15 protein-coding genes are annotated in these 17,861 nt (G+C 65.2%); 4 read left to right on the top strand and 11 right to left on the bottom strand.

All coding sequences use genetic code 11. From position 1 onward, the window contains the following. Positions 1–24: 24 nt before the first annotated feature. From M1247_RS13350 to M1247_RS13330, 5 genes are read right to left on the bottom strand one after another with little or no spacing between them, the layout of a single operon-like run. Positions 25–732 (bottom strand): hypothetical protein, encoded by a 708-nt coding sequence (locus M1247_RS13350; RefSeq protein ID WP_317156824.1) that lies wholly within the window; start codon positions 730–732, stop codon positions 25–27. Between the two features lie 41 nt (positions 733–773). After that, positions 774–1,226, bottom strand: coding sequence for a DUF5078 domain-containing protein (locus M1247_RS13345; RefSeq protein WP_317156823.1), 453 nt, complete (start codon positions 1,224–1,226; stop codon positions 774–776). Between the two features lie 11 nt (positions 1,227–1,237). Continuing rightward, entirely contained in the window at positions 1,238–1,573 is a 336-nt protein-coding gene (locus M1247_RS13340; RefSeq protein WP_317156822.1) for a DUF732 domain-containing protein, read from the bottom strand. Continuing rightward, positions 1,573–4,470 carry an MMPL/RND family transporter gene (locus M1247_RS13335; RefSeq protein ID WP_317156821.1) on the bottom strand — a complete coding sequence of 966 codons (2,898 nt, stop codon included), beginning with the start codon at positions 4,468–4,470 and terminating at the stop codon, positions 1,573–1,575. Before M1247_RS13335 ends, M1247_RS13340 begins: the two co-directional genes overlap by 1 nt. Further along, positions 4,467–4,892, bottom strand: coding sequence for an MmpS family transport accessory protein (locus M1247_RS13330; RefSeq protein ID WP_317156820.1), 426 nt, complete (start codon positions 4,890–4,892; stop codon positions 4,467–4,469). The genes M1247_RS13335 and M1247_RS13330 overlap by 4 nt, the downstream gene beginning before the upstream one ends. A gap of 247 nt (positions 4,893–5,139) precedes the next feature. Between M1247_RS13330 and M1247_RS13325 the strand changes: the two genes are divergently transcribed. Next, a complete protein-coding gene (locus M1247_RS13325) occupies positions 5,140–5,808 on the top strand; it encodes a TetR/AcrR family transcriptional regulator (RefSeq protein ID WP_317156819.1) in 669 nt (222 codons plus the stop codon). Positions 5,809–5,840: 32 nt separating this feature from the next. Here M1247_RS13325 and M1247_RS13320 read toward each other — a convergent pair whose 3' ends face one another. After that, positions 5,841–6,692, bottom strand: coding sequence for a helix-turn-helix transcriptional regulator (locus M1247_RS13320; protein ID WP_317156818.1), 852 nt, complete (start codon positions 6,690–6,692; stop codon positions 5,841–5,843). 191 nt (positions 6,693–6,883) lie between these two features. Continuing rightward, complete coding sequence (locus M1247_RS13315) at positions 6,884–7,822, bottom strand: acyl-CoA dehydrogenase family protein (protein ID WP_317156817.1); 939 nt, start codon at positions 7,820–7,822, stop codon at positions 6,884–6,886. A gap of 59 nt (positions 7,823–7,881) precedes the next feature. On the opposite strand from M1247_RS13315, the gene M1247_RS13310 reads away from it, so the two are divergent. Then, positions 7,882–8,979, top strand: a complete 1,098-nt coding sequence (locus M1247_RS13310) for an acyl-CoA dehydrogenase family protein (RefSeq protein WP_317156816.1) — start codon at positions 7,882–7,884, stop codon at positions 8,977–8,979. On the opposite strand, the gene M1247_RS13305 is transcribed toward M1247_RS13310, so the two are convergent. Both M1247_RS13305 and M1247_RS13300 read right to left on the bottom strand, forming a co-directional pair. Beyond that, positions 8,980–9,852 (bottom strand): IclR family transcriptional regulator, encoded by an 873-nt coding sequence (locus M1247_RS13305; protein ID WP_317156815.1) that lies wholly within the window; start codon positions 9,850–9,852, stop codon positions 8,980–8,982. Positions 9,853–9,940: 88 nt separating this feature from the next. Then, complete coding sequence (locus M1247_RS13300; RefSeq protein WP_317156814.1) at positions 9,941–11,395, bottom strand: histidine phosphatase family protein; 1,455 nt, start codon at positions 11,393–11,395, stop codon at positions 9,941–9,943. A gap of 158 nt (positions 11,396–11,553) precedes the next feature. Here M1247_RS13300 and mgtE point away from each other — a divergent pair, with 158 nt between their 5' ends. Continuing rightward, positions 11,554–12,921, top strand: a complete 1,368-nt coding sequence (gene mgtE / locus M1247_RS13295; RefSeq protein ID WP_317156813.1) for a magnesium transporter — start codon at positions 11,554–11,556, stop codon at positions 12,919–12,921. A 9-nt stretch (positions 12,922–12,930) separates the two neighbouring features. Here mgtE and M1247_RS13290 read toward each other — a convergent pair whose 3' ends face one another. After that, complete coding sequence (locus M1247_RS13290; RefSeq protein WP_317156812.1) at positions 12,931–13,521, bottom strand: TetR/AcrR family transcriptional regulator; 591 nt, start codon at positions 13,519–13,521, stop codon at positions 12,931–12,933. 86 nt (positions 13,522–13,607) lie between these two features. Between M1247_RS13290 and M1247_RS13285 the strand changes: the two genes are divergently transcribed. After that, the gene (locus M1247_RS13285; protein WP_317156811.1) at positions 13,608–14,564 is read left to right on the top strand and encodes an alpha/beta fold hydrolase; all 957 of its coding nucleotides are present in this window, start codon (positions 13,608–13,610) and stop codon (positions 14,562–14,564) included. A gap of 3 nt (positions 14,565–14,567) precedes the next feature. Here M1247_RS13285 and M1247_RS13280 read toward each other — a convergent pair whose 3' ends face one another. Then, positions 14,568–17,852, bottom strand: coding sequence for an NAD-glutamate dehydrogenase domain-containing protein (locus M1247_RS13280; RefSeq protein WP_317156810.1), 3,285 nt, complete (start codon positions 17,850–17,852; stop codon positions 14,568–14,570). Positions 17,853–17,861: the final 9 nt, after the last annotated feature.

Raw genomic sequence — 17,861 nt, 5'->3', positions numbered from 1 at the left:
AGCTGGAGGAAAATCCGGGGCGAGCTATCGCGGTGGCGGAGCGGCCGCAGGCGTTGACGGTGGCGGAGTGTCGCATTCGGCGAGCATCGGGGTGGAGAACGTGACGGACCCGACGCCGCCGAGCGTCATCCCGTTGTCGGCCAGGTCCATCGTCGTCGCGTACCGGCACGACTGAATTCCCGTCAATCCGGTCAGGAATTCGACGTCATAGGTGTACAGGAACGAACGCACGAGCTGGTTCGCGTCCCACGGCACATCCAGGGCGAAACCGAGGGAGGACGCGGACAGCGCATTCAGGATTCGCGGGCCTGCCTCGCCGATGCCGGGGGTGAGGTAGAACGGGGTGCCATCGAGTTTGGTGCCCGACACGCTGACGGTGTGAATCCGATAACCGGTGGCGCCAGGCGGGATGAGTGGGCCTCGCCGGATGTTCGTGCTGAACAGGATCGAGTAGTTCGTGCCACCCGCGATCGCCGTGGTGCTGAAGCTGGTCGAGCTGAACTGTTGTGGCAGCTGAGCCGCGCAATTGCCGACCTTCCCGGACGGATCGCTGCACTCCTGAGGTTGCGCTACAGCGACGGGTACGGCGACCGCAACCCCGACGAGAGGCACCGACAAGGCGGCACTTCGGATGAACATGCGGCGGGACAACGCCCTGCCTGAACGGTCCGTCATGAAGATGTCCTCCTCATCCCCGGCGCGCACCCCACGCTGACCAAAAGACACGTCCATGGATTGTTACCCATGTCGAGGACTTCCAAACGTACTTGCGCTCAGGCCCAGTTCCAGAGGGACATATCGTCGGCTGGGTAGTTCATGCAGATATCGGTGGTGTTGGCGGCCACGCCCTTGTTGTTGAAGAACAGTTTTGCCCAGTTGGGCCAGCGCCAGGCCATGTTTTCGTAGAAGGCGTTGGTGGCCGTGTTCTCGGAGTACTGGCGGCGACCGGCGTAGTCCATCGAGAAGAACCAGTGGATACGGTCCCGGGCGCCTTGTTGATCGGCGGCGGGTTTGTTGTTGTAGTCGATCATGTAGCGCTCGTAGTACACCGGCTCGACGTCACGCGCTGCGGCCATGATCTGCTCAGCGGTGCACGGTGTCTTCAGAATCCGGTTCGGGATCGGATAGTCGTCCGTGGCGTCAGCCGAGGCCGACGGCGCCGCCGCAGTCACGGCGGCAACCACCGCAAGCGTCGCCACCCCACACCGAATTGCCGTGGTGAACATGTTCATCCCTTTCAGTGCGCAGCCGCGGCGCGTTCGAGCACCACACGCTGGTCCGGGCAGTAGTAGTTGATCGCTCCACCGAGGAACTGCCAGGCCTGCTCGGTCGTGGAGTCTTTCGACAACTGATCGGAGACGAATTTCGCCGACTCCTGCGCACCGGTGTCCACTCCACGAGACAACCTTTTGCACGCCAGCTTGCCGATCCAGGCGTTGTAGTCCTTCTGACCGTAGATCCCGTAGGTATGCAGTTCCCGGGAGAAATCCGTGTCAGGATCGGCGTGTGCCGGCGCCGAGATGGCCAGACTGGTTGCACCACAGGCAATCAGGGCAAGGAGAGCACGCTTCATCAGTTCATCACTTCCTGCGGTTCCTGCTGGATCGGGCGCGGCCACTTCGACGGGCGCGGGCGTAGCCGCACCTGTTGCGGCCACCAGAACCACCGGCCGAGCAGGGTGGCGACGGACGGTGTCATCAACGCCCGGATCACGAAGGTGTCGAAGAGCAGGCCGATGCCGATTGTGGTGCCGACCTGGCCGATGACGATCAGGCTGCTGACCGACATCGATGCCATGGTGAAGGCGAACACCAGGCCCGCGGCGGTGACCACGGGGCCGCTGGCGCCCATGGCGCGGATGGTGCCGGTGTGCAACCCGGCGTGGATCTCCTCCTTCATTCTCGACACCAGCAGCAGGTTGTAGTCCGCCCCGACAGCCACCAGGACGATGACCGACATCGGTAGCACCATCCAGTGCAACGGGATGCCGACGAGGTGTTGCCAGAGCATCACTGAGAGCCCGAAGGCGGTGGCCAAGCTGAGTACCACCGTGCCGACGATGACGATTGCCGCGACCATCGCCCGGGTGAGAACCATCATGATGATGAGGATCAACAGCAGCGCGGCGGTGACCGCGATGAGCAGGTCGTAGTCCGCCCCCAGCTGCATGTCGTTGAACATCGCTGCGCTGCCGCCGAAGTAGACCGAGGAGCCTTCCAGCGGCGTGCCCTTGATCGCGGCGGCCGCGGCGGTCTTGAGCGGCTCGGCGCGGGATGTGCCTTCCGGTGTCAACGGGTCACCCTGGTGAATGATGGTGAACCGCACGGCATGCCCATCCGGTGACATCATCAGCTTCATGCCGCGCTTGAAATCGGCGTTCTCAAAGGCTTCCGGCGGCAGATAGAACGAGTCGTCGTTGAGAGCTTTGTCGAATGCCTCGCCCATCGCCGTGCTGTCGTCCTGCTGGGCCATGGTCTGGTCCTGCTGTGCCTTCTGAACCTGATACTGGTTGAGCGTTATCTGCTTCTGGTTCTTCATCGACTGGATCATTTCCGGCATCAACGCGGTCATCTGCAGCGTCAGACCGGCCATGCGGTCCAGGTCGGGCACGATCGCCTGGAAGTCGTCGGACATGGTCGCCAACCCGTCGAGGCTTTCGAAGATCGACCGCATCGACCAGCAGACCGGGATGTCGAAACAGTGTGGCTCCCAGTAGAAGTAGTTGCGTATCGGCCGGAAGAAGTCGTCGAAATCGGCCAGGTGGTTGCGCACCTCCTGCAGGGTCATGGAAGTGTCGCCCATCTTGTCGGCCATGCTTCGCGTGACCTGCGACAGTTCCTGGGTGATCGACTGCATCTTCTCCATCGAGTTGATGGTGTTCTGCATCTCGTTGGCCTGGGCCAGGATGTTGGAGATGACGCGCTGCTGGTAGTCATTGCCCATGAGCTGGCCGACGTTGCCCTGGCTGATCATGTACGGGATCGTCGAATGCTCGATCGGCTTGCCGTCGGGTCGGGTGATGGTCTGCACCTGGGCGATTCCCGATACGTCCGCCAGCGCCTTCGCGATCTTGTCGATCACGAGGAAGTCAGCCGGGTTCCGCATATCGTGGTCGGTCTCGACCATCAGCAGATCCGGATTCATCGTCGCCTCGGAGAAATGCCGGGTCGCGGCCGCGTATCCGACATTGGCCGGGACCTCATCGGGCAGGAAGATCCGGTCGTTGTAGGTCGTGTGGTAGCCGGGCAGTGCGAGCAGGCCGACCAGGCACGCCGCCAGTGCGACGACCAGGAACGCACCGGGCCAGCGGACGGTGGCGGCACCGACGCGCCGCCACCCCCTGGTCTTCGAGACGGTCCTGGGCTCAAGCACTTTGCCGAAGCGACTGGCCACCGAGATGAGCGCGGGGCCCAGCGTCAGGGCCACCACAACGCCGACCGTCATGCCGACGGACAAGGGGTAGCCCATGGTCTGGAAGTAGGGCAACCGGGTGAAGTGCAGGCAGAAGGTGGCTCCCGCGATGGTCATACCGGAAGCCAGCACGACGTGCGCGGTCCCATGGAACATGGTGTAGTACGCCGATTCTCGGTCCTCGCCGGACCGGCGCGCCTCCTGGTATCGGCCGACCAGGAATATCCCGTAGTCGGTCACCGCGGCGATGGCCAGGGTGACGACCATGTTGGTGGCAAAGGTCGTCAGGCCGAACACATTCTGATAGCCCAGGAATGACACCGCACCACGTACGCCCAACAGCCCCATGATGACCAGCCCGAACACCACGAGCGTCGTCGTGACGGAGCGGTATATCACCAACAGCATGACGATGATGACGCCGAACGTCACCAGTTCGATCGTCTGCATGCTCTCGTCGCCGACCTTGTTCTGATCGGTGGTCGTCGCCGCCGCACCGGTCACGTAGGCCTTGACCCCCGGTGGTGCCGGGCGTTTCTCCACGATGTCGCGGACGGTCTCCACCGACTCGTTGGCCAGGGTCTCGCCCTGATCGCCGGCGATGTAAACCTGGGTGTAGGCGGCCTTTCCGTCGACGCTCTGGGCGCCTGCCGAGGTGAACGAGTCGCCCCACAGGTCCTGCACGTGCTGTACGTGTTTGGTATCGGCGCGCAGATCGCGGACCATCTGGTCGTAGAAGTTGTGCGCGTCGGCGCCCAGCTTCTGCTCGCCCTCGAGGACGATCATTACCGAGCTGCTGGTGTTGTATTCCTCGAAGGTGGTGCCAACGCGCTTGGTGGCGATCATCGACGGTGCATCGTTGGGACTCATCGACACCGCGCGCAACTTGCCGACGTCTTCGAGCTGCGGCACAACGGTGTTGAGGACGGCGATGATGGCGATCCAGATCAGGATGATCGGCACTGCGAAGGTGCGGATGAACCGGGGGAGCCATGGGCGTGCCCGGTGCCGGGGGACCGGGATGGCGTCGGTCGGAGGCTCTACGGCCGGCGCGCTCACGCGGACTTCACCAGACAGAAGGTTTGTGCGTTCACGCCGGTGGCGGTCCTTTCATCCTTGACCTCGTCGTCGACGGTGATCCGGCAGGAAATGGCCTGACCGTCGGTTTGGGCGATGACGTTCGGCGCCACCGAGGGGGCCGTCGTGGTCAATGTCAGGGTCCACGGCAGGCTCACGCTTCCGGTGCGCTGCGGCTTGCCGTCGAGATCCTTGTAATTGATCACCGCGGTTCCGCCCGATCCCGAGACCTCATAGGTCACGACCTTGGGAACGAACTTCTCGGCAGTGTCCGCGCCCACCGGCGTCACCAGAACCGGATTGGAGCCGAATACCGACCGCAGCTGCGACACCGTGAGAACACCCACAGCCACGGCAATCACGATCATGACGGGAAGCCAGATACGCATGAATACCTTGGTCATCGCTGCCACTCCCAGGGGGTGAGGAGCGCGACCTCCCACACCTTGCGGTCCGGATCGATCGTTGTCAGTCGAGGCTGCGGCAACCCTGCACGCAGGGGAAACCTATCGACGGAGGTCAATGTGGTGGCCTTTCGGCGTTCGAGACGACCAGGTGCGGTGGGAGGCTAAGTGCTAATGAGACAAGCTAACGGGGGTAAGTGGATGAGGTCAATCCACTTGTGGTGTTAGCGTCATTACACTCGGTCCCATGAGTGCGTGTGAGACGAGCGGTCGACCGTTGCGTAAGGATGCCGAGCGCAATCGGAAACGTGTCCTGGATGCGGCGCGCGACCTGTTCGCGGCGAAGGGTCTGGAGCCCAGCCTGAATGACGTCGCGCACCACGCCGGAGTGGGGGTGGGCACCGTGTACCGGCGCTTCGCCTCGAAGGAGGAACTGCTGGAAGCGATCTTCGTGGACGGTTTGGAACAGCTCGCCGCGCTGGCCGAATCCGCACTGCAGCAAGAAGATTCATGGCAGGGGTTCGCGTGGTACGTCGAGCAGATGTGCGAGATCACCGCGACCGACCGGGGATTGCGGGAGATCGCGTTCAGCAAGGCCTACGGCGGCGACCGCGTTCACGCGGCCCAGGAGCGGCTGGTTCCCGTGCTGACGAGACTTGTTGATCGAGCGCAGAAGGACGGTCATCTGCGTGCGGACCTGTCGCCCACGGACATGCCGATCTTCGGGCTCCTGGCCGGCACCGTCAGCGAATTCTCCTGCCACGTCGACGCCAACCTTTGGCGCCGTTATGTCGCGATCCTCTTGGATGGCATGCGCCACCGCGAGGGCCAAACGCGGGTCCCGGTGAATGCTCTTTGCAACGACGCGCTGGACTTCGCGATGCGAACCTGGGAACCGGCGGGCCCCTGCCGCTGACCGGATCGGCCTCACGCTTGGCGGGGCAGTGGTCACGCGTAGCGACGATAGGTGCTGGGGGACATACCGACCCGGTTCTTGAACGTGGTGGCAAAGTGGCTGGGAGTTGAAAAACCCACAGCCATACTGATTTCCGTGACCGACATGGCCGTGGTGGCCAACAGGGCCTTGGCGCGTTGCATTCGGCGGTCAAGCACGAACTGGTACGGCGTGGTGTGAAAGGTCGCGGTGAAGGCTGCCGACAACTCAGCGACTGTCATGTCGGCGAGTTCGGCGAGACCCGCGATCGAAATCTCCGAGTCAAGGCTGTGTTCCAGATACTCCCTCAGCCTGGCCCGTGTCAGCCCGTCGAGGACTGCGCGACGCTGTGGGCGGGCGCGAGTGTGGGTGAACTGATCGACGAGATGTAGTCGCAACGTTTCGGCGAGCGATTCGGTCAGCAGTCGCGCGGTGACGTCACCACGTCTGCCGACGGCGCTGACGCGTTCGACCAGCTGGTGCACGAGTGGATCGCGATGCCTGGTGCGTGGCGCGAGTTCCCGGTCGGCCAGCACAGCGGTCGGAATGCTGAGTTCACAGAACTGCACGGTGTGTCCCTGGGCCAGCGCGGCATACCGGTGTTCTGCCGGTATCACCCACACATCGCCGACCTGGGGCACGGTTCGGCCCGATGGGCCGCGATCGAACTCGATCTCCATGGACTGCAGCCTGCCGCTGCGGTGCACGACGACGACGTGGTGGGACTCTTCGAAGCACCAGTCGGTCGGCGCTGAGATCTGCTCGGAGACGAACCGGAAGTCGATGCCCCCCGCTGAGGTGGTGGCATTGGACAGCATCGTGCGCGGACTGCGCGCACGTGTTCCATCCCACACCGGTGAAGCCATCACAGACATTCTTGCGTAACGCAAAATCCGGTCGCCCCGGTGGAGATCAGTGGGGCGACCGGATATGCGCATCTCACGCCGCTATTCGTTTGACGCCGCCCCAGAGTAGGGCCGTGGCCGCGTCCGGCGCTTTCAGATTGCCTCCCGCAAACTTGCGAAAACCGTGGAGCCCGGGTCCGGATGGGATCCTGTCAGCGTCGCGGCTGAGCGTCCAGGACCAGTCGGCAACCGGCATGCACATCGCTCCACATCCGGGTGACGGGGTCCGACGCGTTCAGTGCGTGGCGGCTGCTTCCGAGGAGGTGGTCGGCCGCGCCCCGCGCTCTGGCGACGGCTTGCTGATGGGCGCTTCGCGCCGCGGCCGGGTCGGCCAGCCCTACCGACATGGTGACCTGAAGTTTCGCGGCGTCGATGTCGGAGGCCGCCCGGGCCACCTGTGCCGCCGCTTCGTCGGTGACCTGGTCACCGCCGTGTGAGGTGGCCAGCCGTGCGCGTACCTGGTCGACGTGTTTGTGCCATACACCGTCGGCCGACCCCACCACGGCGGCCGCTGCGCCGGCTCCCGCGATCACGGCCATCTGGTCGGGACGGCTGGTGAAGATGTGTCGCTCGTCAACCGGTAGCCGGGAGACCGTCACAGCGCCGATGCCCGCGGCACCGAGACCGCTTCGGCCGGTCGCGGGATCGATGCGGGCTCCGCTACGCGGCACCAGTACCCGGCCACGGTCGGTGGGTAGTAGCAACCAATCAGCGTGTTCGGCTCCGACGACCGTTTCCCATCGACCGGTCAGGTGACCGTCATGAACGGCACTGCCGCCGGCGCGAGGGCTGGTCGCGACCAGGGCATCAGGGGCTGCGCCCCACACCGCGTCGGCCACGTGTTCCGGCAGTCCCGCCACTTCATGGGCGGCCGCATTGAACACGGCAGCCAGCCAGCCGAGGGATCCGTCGCGCTCGGCAAGCTTGTAGACCACCGAGACAAACTCGGTAGCGCCCACGTCGAAGCCACCGTGCCGACGTGGTTGCAGTATCCGGCCGATTGCCGAACCCTGCACTGCTGCAGTCGATTCCGCTGGCATCGCGTCGAGTACGTCGCGCACGACGACGGGCCGGCTGGTCGGCTCAGTCATATCCACTTCCTCGGGTGATGCCGGGTGGTATGCATGATCGTGGCACGAGATGGGCAGCTATGACGGAGAGTACTTCGCAGACCGTGCTCGCCGCGGTCCGATCGTTACTGCCGTCGATCGCCGCCGCGGCGGCCGACGTCGATCGCAACGGATTCGTGGATTCGCGAGTGCTCACGGACCTCCACGACGCAGGGTACTTTTCGTTGTTGCAGCCCAGGCTGTTCGGCGGCGTGGAGGCCGAGCCGGACGAGTACCTGACCGCAACCCGCGAGCTGTCCTCAGCCTGCATGTCCACTGGCTGGTTGGCCGGCTGGCTGGGGGTGAACAACTGGGGGCTCTCCGTACGTGATCAGCGTGTACTACAGGAAATCTGGGGATCTGACGCCCGCGCCCTGCTGTGTTCGTCGTACGCACCGACCGGACGGCTCGAACGGGCCGACGGCGGGTTCTGGCTGTCCGGTCGGTGGAGCCGGTGCACCGGCGCCCACCACGCGGCCTGGCTGAGCGCCGCCGCATTACGCGTCGGGCCCGACGGCGCTGCCCAGGACTTCATGGCCGTTCTCGTGCCGCGCACCGACTATGTTGTCGAGCCGATCTGGAACGGGCTGGGATTACGGGGAATCGGCGCCGACGATGTCGTCGTCTCCAGGGCGTTCGTGCCCGAGCACCGCGCGTTCAGCTGGCTCGATCTGAGGCTGGACAGCAGCGTGCCTGCGCTGGACCGGCTTCCGCAACCGACGCTGTACACGCTGGCTGGGACCATGCCGCTGATCGGCGCGGCGCAGCGCCTGCTGGCGGCGCAGCTACCAGAAGCGACGACCGCACTGGCCATGGCCCGCACCGACGTCGACCTGTCGGTGCTCCAGATCCGCCGCAACGTGGGTGATCTCATGGAATGCGTTCGCGCAGAGGCATATCCGGACGCCGAGTTGATGCTGCGAACGCGTCGGGACCAGGTGATGGCATGCGAGCGCGCGGTGCAGGCCATCGAGGTGGTGCTACAGAGCCAGGCCTACGACCCTGATGAGAATCTGCGGGAACGTGTGTGGCGCGACGTGCAGACCGCCCGCATGCATGTCGCGAGCAATGTCGAGCAGGTGCTGTCGGTGGCGGGCAGGTTTGCGTTCGGCCTCGATGTCGACCATCTGATCTGGTGACTACACCCAGTCGTCGGAGGACAACGTCCGAAGCACCCGCGAGAGCATATCGTCGGTGACAGTCACCGGGTCGGCCTGATTGCGTACCGCGCCGGACTCCGTACTGCCGACGTGCTCCGATATGCCCCGTGCCGCGCGCGTGAGGAACGGCGCCAGCCGCTGCAGCCGATGGATGGGAACCGCGCCGGTCAGCGACAGCCCCGCCAACTGACGGTCGGCAAGTCGGATCGGCGCCGCGACACTGGACAACCCGACCGCAAGCTCCTGGTCGTCATAGGCCAACCCGTGCCGCGACCGGATCCGCGCCAGCTCCTGATGCAAGGTGGGCAGGTCGCCGATCGTTGCCGGTGTGCATTTACGGAGTGGGTCTGCGACGACCGTGTCCACTTCCTCGGCGGGCAGCAGTGCCAACATCGCCTTTCCCAATGCGCTGGCATGCGCGGGTGTGCGCCCCGCGACGCGCGTCGGCACCACGGTGTCGTCACCGCCCGACACCTTGTCGAGGTAGACCACATCGGCGCCGAGCAGCACCCCCAGGTGCACCACGAGCGCGGTATCGGCGTGAAGCCGGCCGAGCACACGGGACGCCACGCCGCGCAACTGCGAATGGTCGACCATGCGGTTCACGGGCATGGGTGAGGCGGCCAGGCGGTAACCGTCCGGACGGTGTTGCAGCAGGTCCGCCGCGTGAAGCTGGGTGAGTATGCGATGAACGGATGAGCGGGGCAGTCCGGTGCGGGTGACCACCTGGTCGAGTCGCAGCAGCGTGCCGGGCTCGTCGAACGAGTTCATGATCAGCGCGACCCGGGCCACCATCGATGTCGCGACATCAGATGCGCTACCACTGGCAGACCGCTGCAAGACCGCCTCCACAGGTCGACTCCACCGACACCATCTCACACCACGACCGGCCCCTCCACCTGCAGTGAAGGGACCGGTCGTGGAATTCCGCGTCGCTAGCTCACGCGGCATCCCGTTGTGAACTGCCGGTGTCGCCCGCGCCGCCGGCGCCGGCGGACTTGGTGGTGTCCGATTTGTCAGTGTCGCCGGGTTTGGTGGTCTTGGCGCCGGTGAGCTTCTTGACCGTGTCCCCGAGCTTCTGCACAGCGGTCGCGACGTTATCGCTCATATCCTTCACCGCTTCCTGCACCCGTCGGCCAGGCGCAACAGAGCTGGTCGCCGGCTTGCCGGGCGCCGCCTTGTTGCCATTGGTCAGATCGGTCGCACCGTTGGCCGTCGTATCCGCCTTGATCGGCGACGTCTTGGACACCGCGAGTGCCTTCGACTTCCGGTCGATGCTCGGCGTGGGGTCTGTCACCGGGGCCTTCAGTTCCTGCACGGCGTCGGCCTCCGGCTTGACCGCCGGAACGTCGGACGATGACGGTGCCTGCGAATCCGGAATCGCCTGGTCGATTTCGTGGATGACCTTGGCGGTCACCGCACGCCGGAACTTGACGACCGAGTAGCTGGCGTCGGCGATACTGCGGTTGACCGCGGTCGCAATCGTCGCGAGGTCCCGCGTCGCGAACGCGTCGGTGACCTGCTGCGCGGCAGCCGCGAGCTGCCGCTTCAACGTGCGGGCCTGGAGCTTCACCTCTGCGCCGAGCGTGGGCTCGGGGGCGAACTCTTTGCCGTTCCAGTTCACCAATGTCCAGCCGTCCTCGTTGTTGCCCTCGACGACGACGTAATCGGTGTTGTCCAACTGGGCGGTCTGCAGCAGCTGGAGCTTCTCCATCACGGTGAGGTTCTGCACATTCATCATCGTCCAGAACATGATGGTGCCGCCGTGCGAGAACACGACCGCGTTGCGATCGCCGTTGTCATAGATGGTCTGCAGCGCACCGTCGACTCGGGCGTCGAACGCGTACCCGTCGAGGTTGGTACCCGGCATCTTCGTACCTTTGTTGAAATACTCCACCGGTATCTGTGGGATGACGCCCGGAAACGTCCACCCGATCGGATACAGCCCGTATCCGCCCGCGGCGTCAGCCTCCGGTGTCCCCTCGAAGACACCCGCCTCGATCTCCTGCAGTCCGGGCAGCACCTGAATGGGCAGGCCCAGATATTGCGACATCGGTGCTGCCGTCAGCTGCGTCCGCACCATCGTCGATGCATAGATGGCGTCGTAGTTGTTGTCGCCCAACAGGTCGGCGACGTCCTTGGCCTGTTGCTGGCCCTTCGAGGTGAGAACCGGGCCGGGTGTCGAGGTGTCGATCAAACCGGAGGCGTTGCCTGCCGATTCGGCGTGACGCACGAACGTCACCCTCATCAGTTCGGCCGCAGCGGCCGGAATCGCGGCTGCCATGAGAAGCGCGAACGAGGCCAGGGCGACACCGAGGTATCTCCACGCCGCACCACGGCGCCGGCGACCCACCGGGCCGATGTCAGATGCGTCGGGATGAGAAGGATCATTCATTGAACACTTCCTGTTCGTTCGTGCGGACAGCTGAAGGTGAACTCACCGTGGCTCCACGGACAAGGTCCAGTCCCGGTCACCGAGACTTGGGCCGCGCTCGGCAGCGCGGTCTGGTCGTTTGCGAGGGCTACCCTGTTCGCGGTCGAAAGGGGATATGCATGGCCAGGACTTCAAGCGACACCGACATCCGAGCTGCGCTGGACAGTTCCCAAGCCGCGGCCCAGTGGCTGAAATCCGTACCGATTGCGGTCGAACGCAGCAGCCAGCTGGCCAGGTTGTCGCGCGAGGAACTGCGCCGGCTCGGTGAGACGCTCGATGCTGATGGTGCGGTCGAGTTGTTCGAGTCGGTTGATGACGACCTGGCCGGCAGATCCCTGGATGCGATGGCGCCGACCGACGCGGCCCGGTTGCTGGATGCCCTCGACACCGACCATGCCGCCGATGTCCTGCGGGAAATCAAGAACGCGTTCCGCGAGGAGGTGCTCTCAGCGATGCCGCCCGAACGCGCCATCGCGTTGCGGGGCCTGCTGACCTGGCCCGAGGACTCCGTTGCGGCCCACATGATTCCCGAGGCGCTCACTGTGCGTCCCGGGATGACCGTGGCCGAGGCGGTGGCCGTATTGCGTACGGATGCGACGACGCTTCGCAGCGACTCCCGTTCGGGCGCATATGTTTACGTCACCGACCCCGATCTGCATCTGCTCGGCGTCATCGCGTTCCGTGACCTGGTGCTCGCCGACGCCGGGCAGACGGTCTCGCCGCTGATGAACGAGGACATACTCTCGGTTTCCCCGCTGACGGACCAGGAGGACGCCGCGCTGGCGCTGATGGATTACAACCTGGTGGCGGTGCCTGTCGTCGACTCTGACGGTCGGCTGCTGGGGATCCTCACCGAGAACACCGCCGGCGACATCGCAGAGGAGGAAGCCACCGAAGACGCTGAGCGCCAGGGTGGTTCGGAGCCCTTGGAGGTGCCGTACCTGCGTGCATCGCCGTGGCTGTTGTGGCGCAAGCGCATCGGTTGGCTGCTGTTGCTGTTCGTGGCCGAGGCCTACACCGGAACGGTGTTGAGAGCCTTCGAGGACGAAATGGAGGCAGTGGTGGCGCTGGCCTTCTTCATCCCGTTGCTGATCGGGACGGGCGGTAACACCGGCACCCAGATCACCACCACGTTGGTGCGTGCGATGGCGACCGGTCAGGTGCGGCTGCGCGACGTGCCCGCGGTGCTGGCCAAGGAGCTGTCGACGGGGGTGTTGATCGCGTTGACCATGGCCACTGCGGCGATCATTCGGGCGTGGACCCTGGGTGTCGGCGCGGAGGTGACGCTCACCGTGTCCCTCACCGTGGGCGCGATCGTGCTGTGGTCGGCGTTCGTCGCATCGATTCTGCCGCCGGTGCTCAAGAAGCTGCGGATCGACCCGGCGGTGGTGTCAGCCCCGCTGATCGCGACGATCGTCGACGGCACCGGGCTGATGATCTACTTCTGGATCGCACACCTGACCCTGTCGCAGCTGCAAGGGCTGTGACGGTGTCCCTCAGCTGTTCGCGCGGAGCGCCTGCGCAAGGGCATCGAGTGTCACGTCGACGATGACCCGCAGCTGAGCCGGGCTCGTCCCGCTTCTGCTCATGACGGCAAGGGCATGGTTCACGGCAGCAACGTGGTGGGCGAAATTCTGGGCAACGGGGTCGGGCAGGCCGCCGGCCCGCAGTGCGGCGTGTAGCCGGGCCTGCTGGAGGCTGACCGCCTCCTGAGCGCGGTCGACGACGTTCGGGCTCAGGACCGGCGTCGCCATGACCGTCTGGGCTACCAGGCATCCGTCGGGCACGTCAGGGTCTGCGATGCGTTCGAGGGTGACCTCGAAGAACGCACGTAACGCGGCGAGTGGTTGATGGGCGGCGTCGGACAACGCGGTGTCGTACCGCTCTCCGTAGCGCGTGGAGTACCGCTGCAGGCACCGCGTGAAAAGCGAGTCTTTGTCACCAAAGGACGAGTAGATGGAACTGCGGTTGAGCCCGGTTGCCCGGGACAAGTCGTCCACCGAGGTATCGGCGTAGCCGGACCGCCAGAACTGAACCATCGCGGCATCGAGGGCCGTGTCGACGTCGAACTGCTTCTTACCTGCCATGCCACATACTATCTTGAACTAATTGGTTCAAGATGGTTAGGCTGGCAGCGGGCGGTGTTTCGGCGCCCACATCGATGGAGGTAAACATGACCGACCGTGCATCTCTCATAGCCGTCTGCGACAACCCGGTGCCCGAGCTGCCACTGCAGCACCTGGCCGGGTTCAGCCACCGTTGGGTCGACGCGGACGGGGTCCGCGTTCATACCGTCGAGGGCGGTACGCCGGGCGGTCCGGTCATCGTGCTGCTCGCCGGATTCCCGCAGACCTGGTGGGCATGGCGAAAGGTGATGGCAGGTCTGGCCGACCGGTTCCATGTCATCGCCGTCGACCTACCCGGCCAAGGCCACTCCGAACGCCCGGACGGGCACTACGACACGCACACGGTCGCCGAGTACGTTCACGCGGCGGTGAAAGCACTTGGGGCTCCGGCATACTGGCTGGCCGCCCATGACATCGGCGCGTGGGTCGGCTTCTCTCTCGCGCTGAAACACGAGAGCGAATTGAATGGGGTTGCCCTGCTCGACGCAGGGATACCGGGCATCACACTTCCCGCCGCGATCCCTACCGATCCCGCGCAAGCATGGAAGACATGGCATTTCGCATTCCATCTGGTGCCTGACTTGCCCGAGACCCTGCTCGCAGGCCGCGAACGCGAGTACACCAGCTGGTTCCTGAAGACCAAGACGTATTCCGCCGACACCTTCGACGACGCCGAGATCGACGGATACGCCGCGGCCCTGGCCGCCGACGGCGGACTCCGCGCCGCCCTGGCCTACTACCGCGACGCCGCGGAATCGGCGCAGAAGAACCACGAAATCCTCGAACAGAAACACCTGACGCTGCCGGTTCTCGGGATCTCCGGCAGCGACGGCTCCATCCCCGACATGGCCGCATCCCTCAGGCCGTGGGCCGACAACGTCACCGGGGTCATCGTGCCGGCGGCGGGGCACTTCATCCCGGACGAACAACCCGACGCCGTCGCCGCCGCGCTGGGCGGTTTCATCGACGCCGAGGTCGCCCTGTCCTCATCGCAAGGCCTGTGAGGCTCACACCTGTGCACCGGAGAGTCGGCGTAGTTGTGCCGACGCCACGGACAGCACCGCCAGATCGGGGTCCTCGGTGTTGAGGAATTCTTCCAGCGTCCGCCTGGCCCGGTCCAGACGCGGCCGGTTGTAGGCCTCGAATTCTTCGATGGTGTCGGCAACATCGGCGGGTGATGCGACCCGCCTGCTCACATCGAGGGTCAGATCGCGCAGGGAGCGGTAGAGGTCTTCGCGCAGCGCCACCCTCGCCAGCGAGTGCCACCGCGCCCCACGGGGCAGAGATGAGACGGCCAGCAGCAGGCTGTCCACTCCGAGGTGATCGGACAGTTCGAAGTAGATTCCGGCCAGTTGCGTGGCGTCCTCGCCGTGGAGGTGGGCGATCTCGATGATATCGAGAAGGCTGAATGCGTAGAGGGATTCGCTGATGTATCCGGCGATGGTGGCCGGTACGCCGCGCTCGGCAAGGTCGTTTCGGGTGTTGGCTACGGCGGCGCGTTCGTTGCCGCGCAGCATCGTCGCGAGCTGACCTCGCAGTGCTGCGATCCCGTGACCGAACCGGATGATCTCCGCGTCGACGTCCAGCGGTTGCGGACGGTTGAGCAGAAACCAGCGTGAGGCCCTGTCGAGGAGTCGTCGCCCTTCGATGATCAGGGTGTTGGTGAGCGCCGGCGAGAGACCTGCGGCGTGGATGTCGGACCACAGGGTGTCCAGGGCGAAGACATCGGAGACGATGGCGTGCGCACGGACGATATCGCTTGCCGTGGCACCGGTTTCGTCGGCCAGCCGGTACGCATAGGTCAGGCCCGAGGTCGCCAGCACCCGGTTGACGAGCGAGGTGGTGATGATCTCGCGCCGCAGCGGATGGTCGGGCAAGGGTTCGCCCAGACGACGCCGCAACGTCGGGGGGAAGTACGTGGACACCGTCGCCGCGAAATACGGGTCGTCGAACGTTTCGCTGTCCAGCAGGTCAGCTTTCAGATCGAGTTTGACATGCGCCATCAACGTGGCCAACTGTGGTGCGGTCAGTCCGCGACCGGACTTTGTCAGGTCGGTGAAGCCGGCGGGGCTCGGCAGGTTCTCCCGCTCGCGATGCAGGCCCCGACGTCGCTCGAGGTCGCCTGTCATGCGGGCGTGTACATCGACCATCTGGGCGGCATTGAACCGTGCGTCACTGAGCAGCCGGTTGTGCGCCACATTGTTGGCCAGGACGAGATGGGTTACCTCGTCGGTCATGTCGGCGAGCAACTGGTTGCGCGCATGGTGAGACATCGGCACCGCCTGGGCAGCCGCATCGAGCAGCACCTTGATGTTGACCTCATGGTCGGAGCAGTCGACGCCTGCGGCGTTATCGATGGCGTCGGTGTTGATCAGACCGCCACGGCGGGCGAATTCGATACGGGCGCGGGGTGAGACGCCGAGGTTGCCACCCTCGACGATCACCCGGGCCCGCACCCCGTCGGCGTCGACGCGAACGGCATCGTTGACCTTGTCGGCGACGTCGGCATGCTGTTCATCGGAGGCCTTGATGTAGGTGCCGACACCGCCGTTGAACAGCAGATCGACAGGGGCCCGCAGAATGTGGCTGATCAGCTGATTCGGTGTGACGGTCCGGTCGGTATCCGCCAGGCCGAGGGCGGCGCGCACCTGTGGTGTCGTGGAGATGGTCTTGGCGGTCCGGGACCACACGCCGCCGCCTTCGCTGATCAGCGCGCGGTCGTAATCGTCCCAGCATGATTGGGGCTGGTCGAACAACCGGCGTCGCTCGGCGTACGCCTGCTCGGCATCGGGTCGGGGATCGATGAAGATGTGACGGTGGTCGAAGGCGGCGACGAGTGTCAGACCCCGGCGCAGCAGCATGCCGTTACCGAACACGTCACCGCTCATATCGCCGACGCCGACGGCCGTGAAACGGTCCGTGTCGCTGGCTATTCCGAGTTCGGCGAGATGGGTGTCCCCGCTGACCCAGGCGCCCCGTGCAGTGATGGCCATGGCCTTGTGGTCATAGCCCGCCGAGCCTCCCGAGGCGAATGCGTCGCCCAGCCAGTAGCCGCGCCGCAGCGCCACGGCGTTGGCACTGTCGGAGAATCTCGCGGTCCCTTTGTCGGCGGCCACCACCAGGTACGGATCTGACCCGTCGTGGCAGACCACACCGCCGTAGCCGGGTTGATCATCGGAGCGGGCCGTGTTGTCGACGACGTCGAGCAGCGCTGCGATGAACTGGGTATAGCAGCGGAGTGCTCTGGCGTGCGCGGTCTCACCGGATCCACCCGATTTGACGACGAAAACCCCTTTGGCGCCGGCCGGAACGATCATCGCGTTCTTCACTGCCTGAGCCTTGACGAGTCCGAGGACCTCGGTGCGGTAGTCGTCGTGTCGGTCCGACCAGCGCAGGCCGCCGCGCGCGACGAGCCCGAATCGAAGATGCAGACCCTCGAATTCCGGGGCGTACACGAAGATCTCGGACACCGGCCGTGGGTGGGGCAGTTCTTCGATCTGCTGTGCGTGCAGTTTGTGCACCAGATACGGCGTAGCGGCGCTCAAGGCGCCGGGGGCGCAGGCATTTGTGCGGACCGTGGCGTTGATGAGGCCGCGGTACGCCCGAAGGATGCGGTCGGCGTCGATATGCAGGACCTCGTCGATCTGCGCGTCCAGGTGTGCTTCGGCCTCAGCGATGCGGGCGACGCGTTTGGGGCTGCCGGCAGGCTGCTCCGTGTGGTCGAAGCGGGCTTCGAACAGCGCCACCAGGGCTTGCGTAGCCGCGGGGTTGTCCAACAGCACTCGCTGGATACGGCCTTGGCCGTACGGCAGCGGCAGCTGGCGCAGATAGCGACTGTAGCTGCGGAGCACGCAGACCTGACGCCAGTCCAGGGCGGCACGCAGGATCAGCGCGTTGAACCCGTCGGCTTCCGCGCGTCCGGCCCAGATTGCCTGGAACGTATCGCAGATGCGGGTTTCGGTGTCAGTGCGCCCGCGGGCAAGCTCGTCGGCGGCATCGCTTCCGGCCTGGAGCACCAGGTGATAGAGGTGGCACACGCGCTCGCCGGCGGGCGCCCAGGTGTCCGTCTGCTCCTGGAGTACTTCGAGATCCATGCTCTGCAGCGCGGGCAGCATCCTGCGCAGCGGTACCGGATGGGCTGCGGCCAGCGCGAGTCGCAGCCGGCCGTCATCCTCGGCGCGCTCCAGGCTGACCATGACGGCATCGCCGGTCAGGCTCTCGAGTTGCACAGGGTCGAGGGGCGCGGGGTGGGAGCGGCGGTGAGCAACAGCGTTGGTGCTCGACGCGTTCACGGTGATTTC

This window comes from Mycobacterium appelbergii (assembly GCF_032883035.1).
Classification (GTDB): domain Bacteria; phylum Actinomycetota; class Actinomycetes; order Mycobacteriales; family Mycobacteriaceae; genus Mycobacterium; species Mycobacterium appelbergii.
Note: the sequence above shows the minus strand (reverse complement) of the source record. Positions and strands in the feature narration are given on the sequence as shown.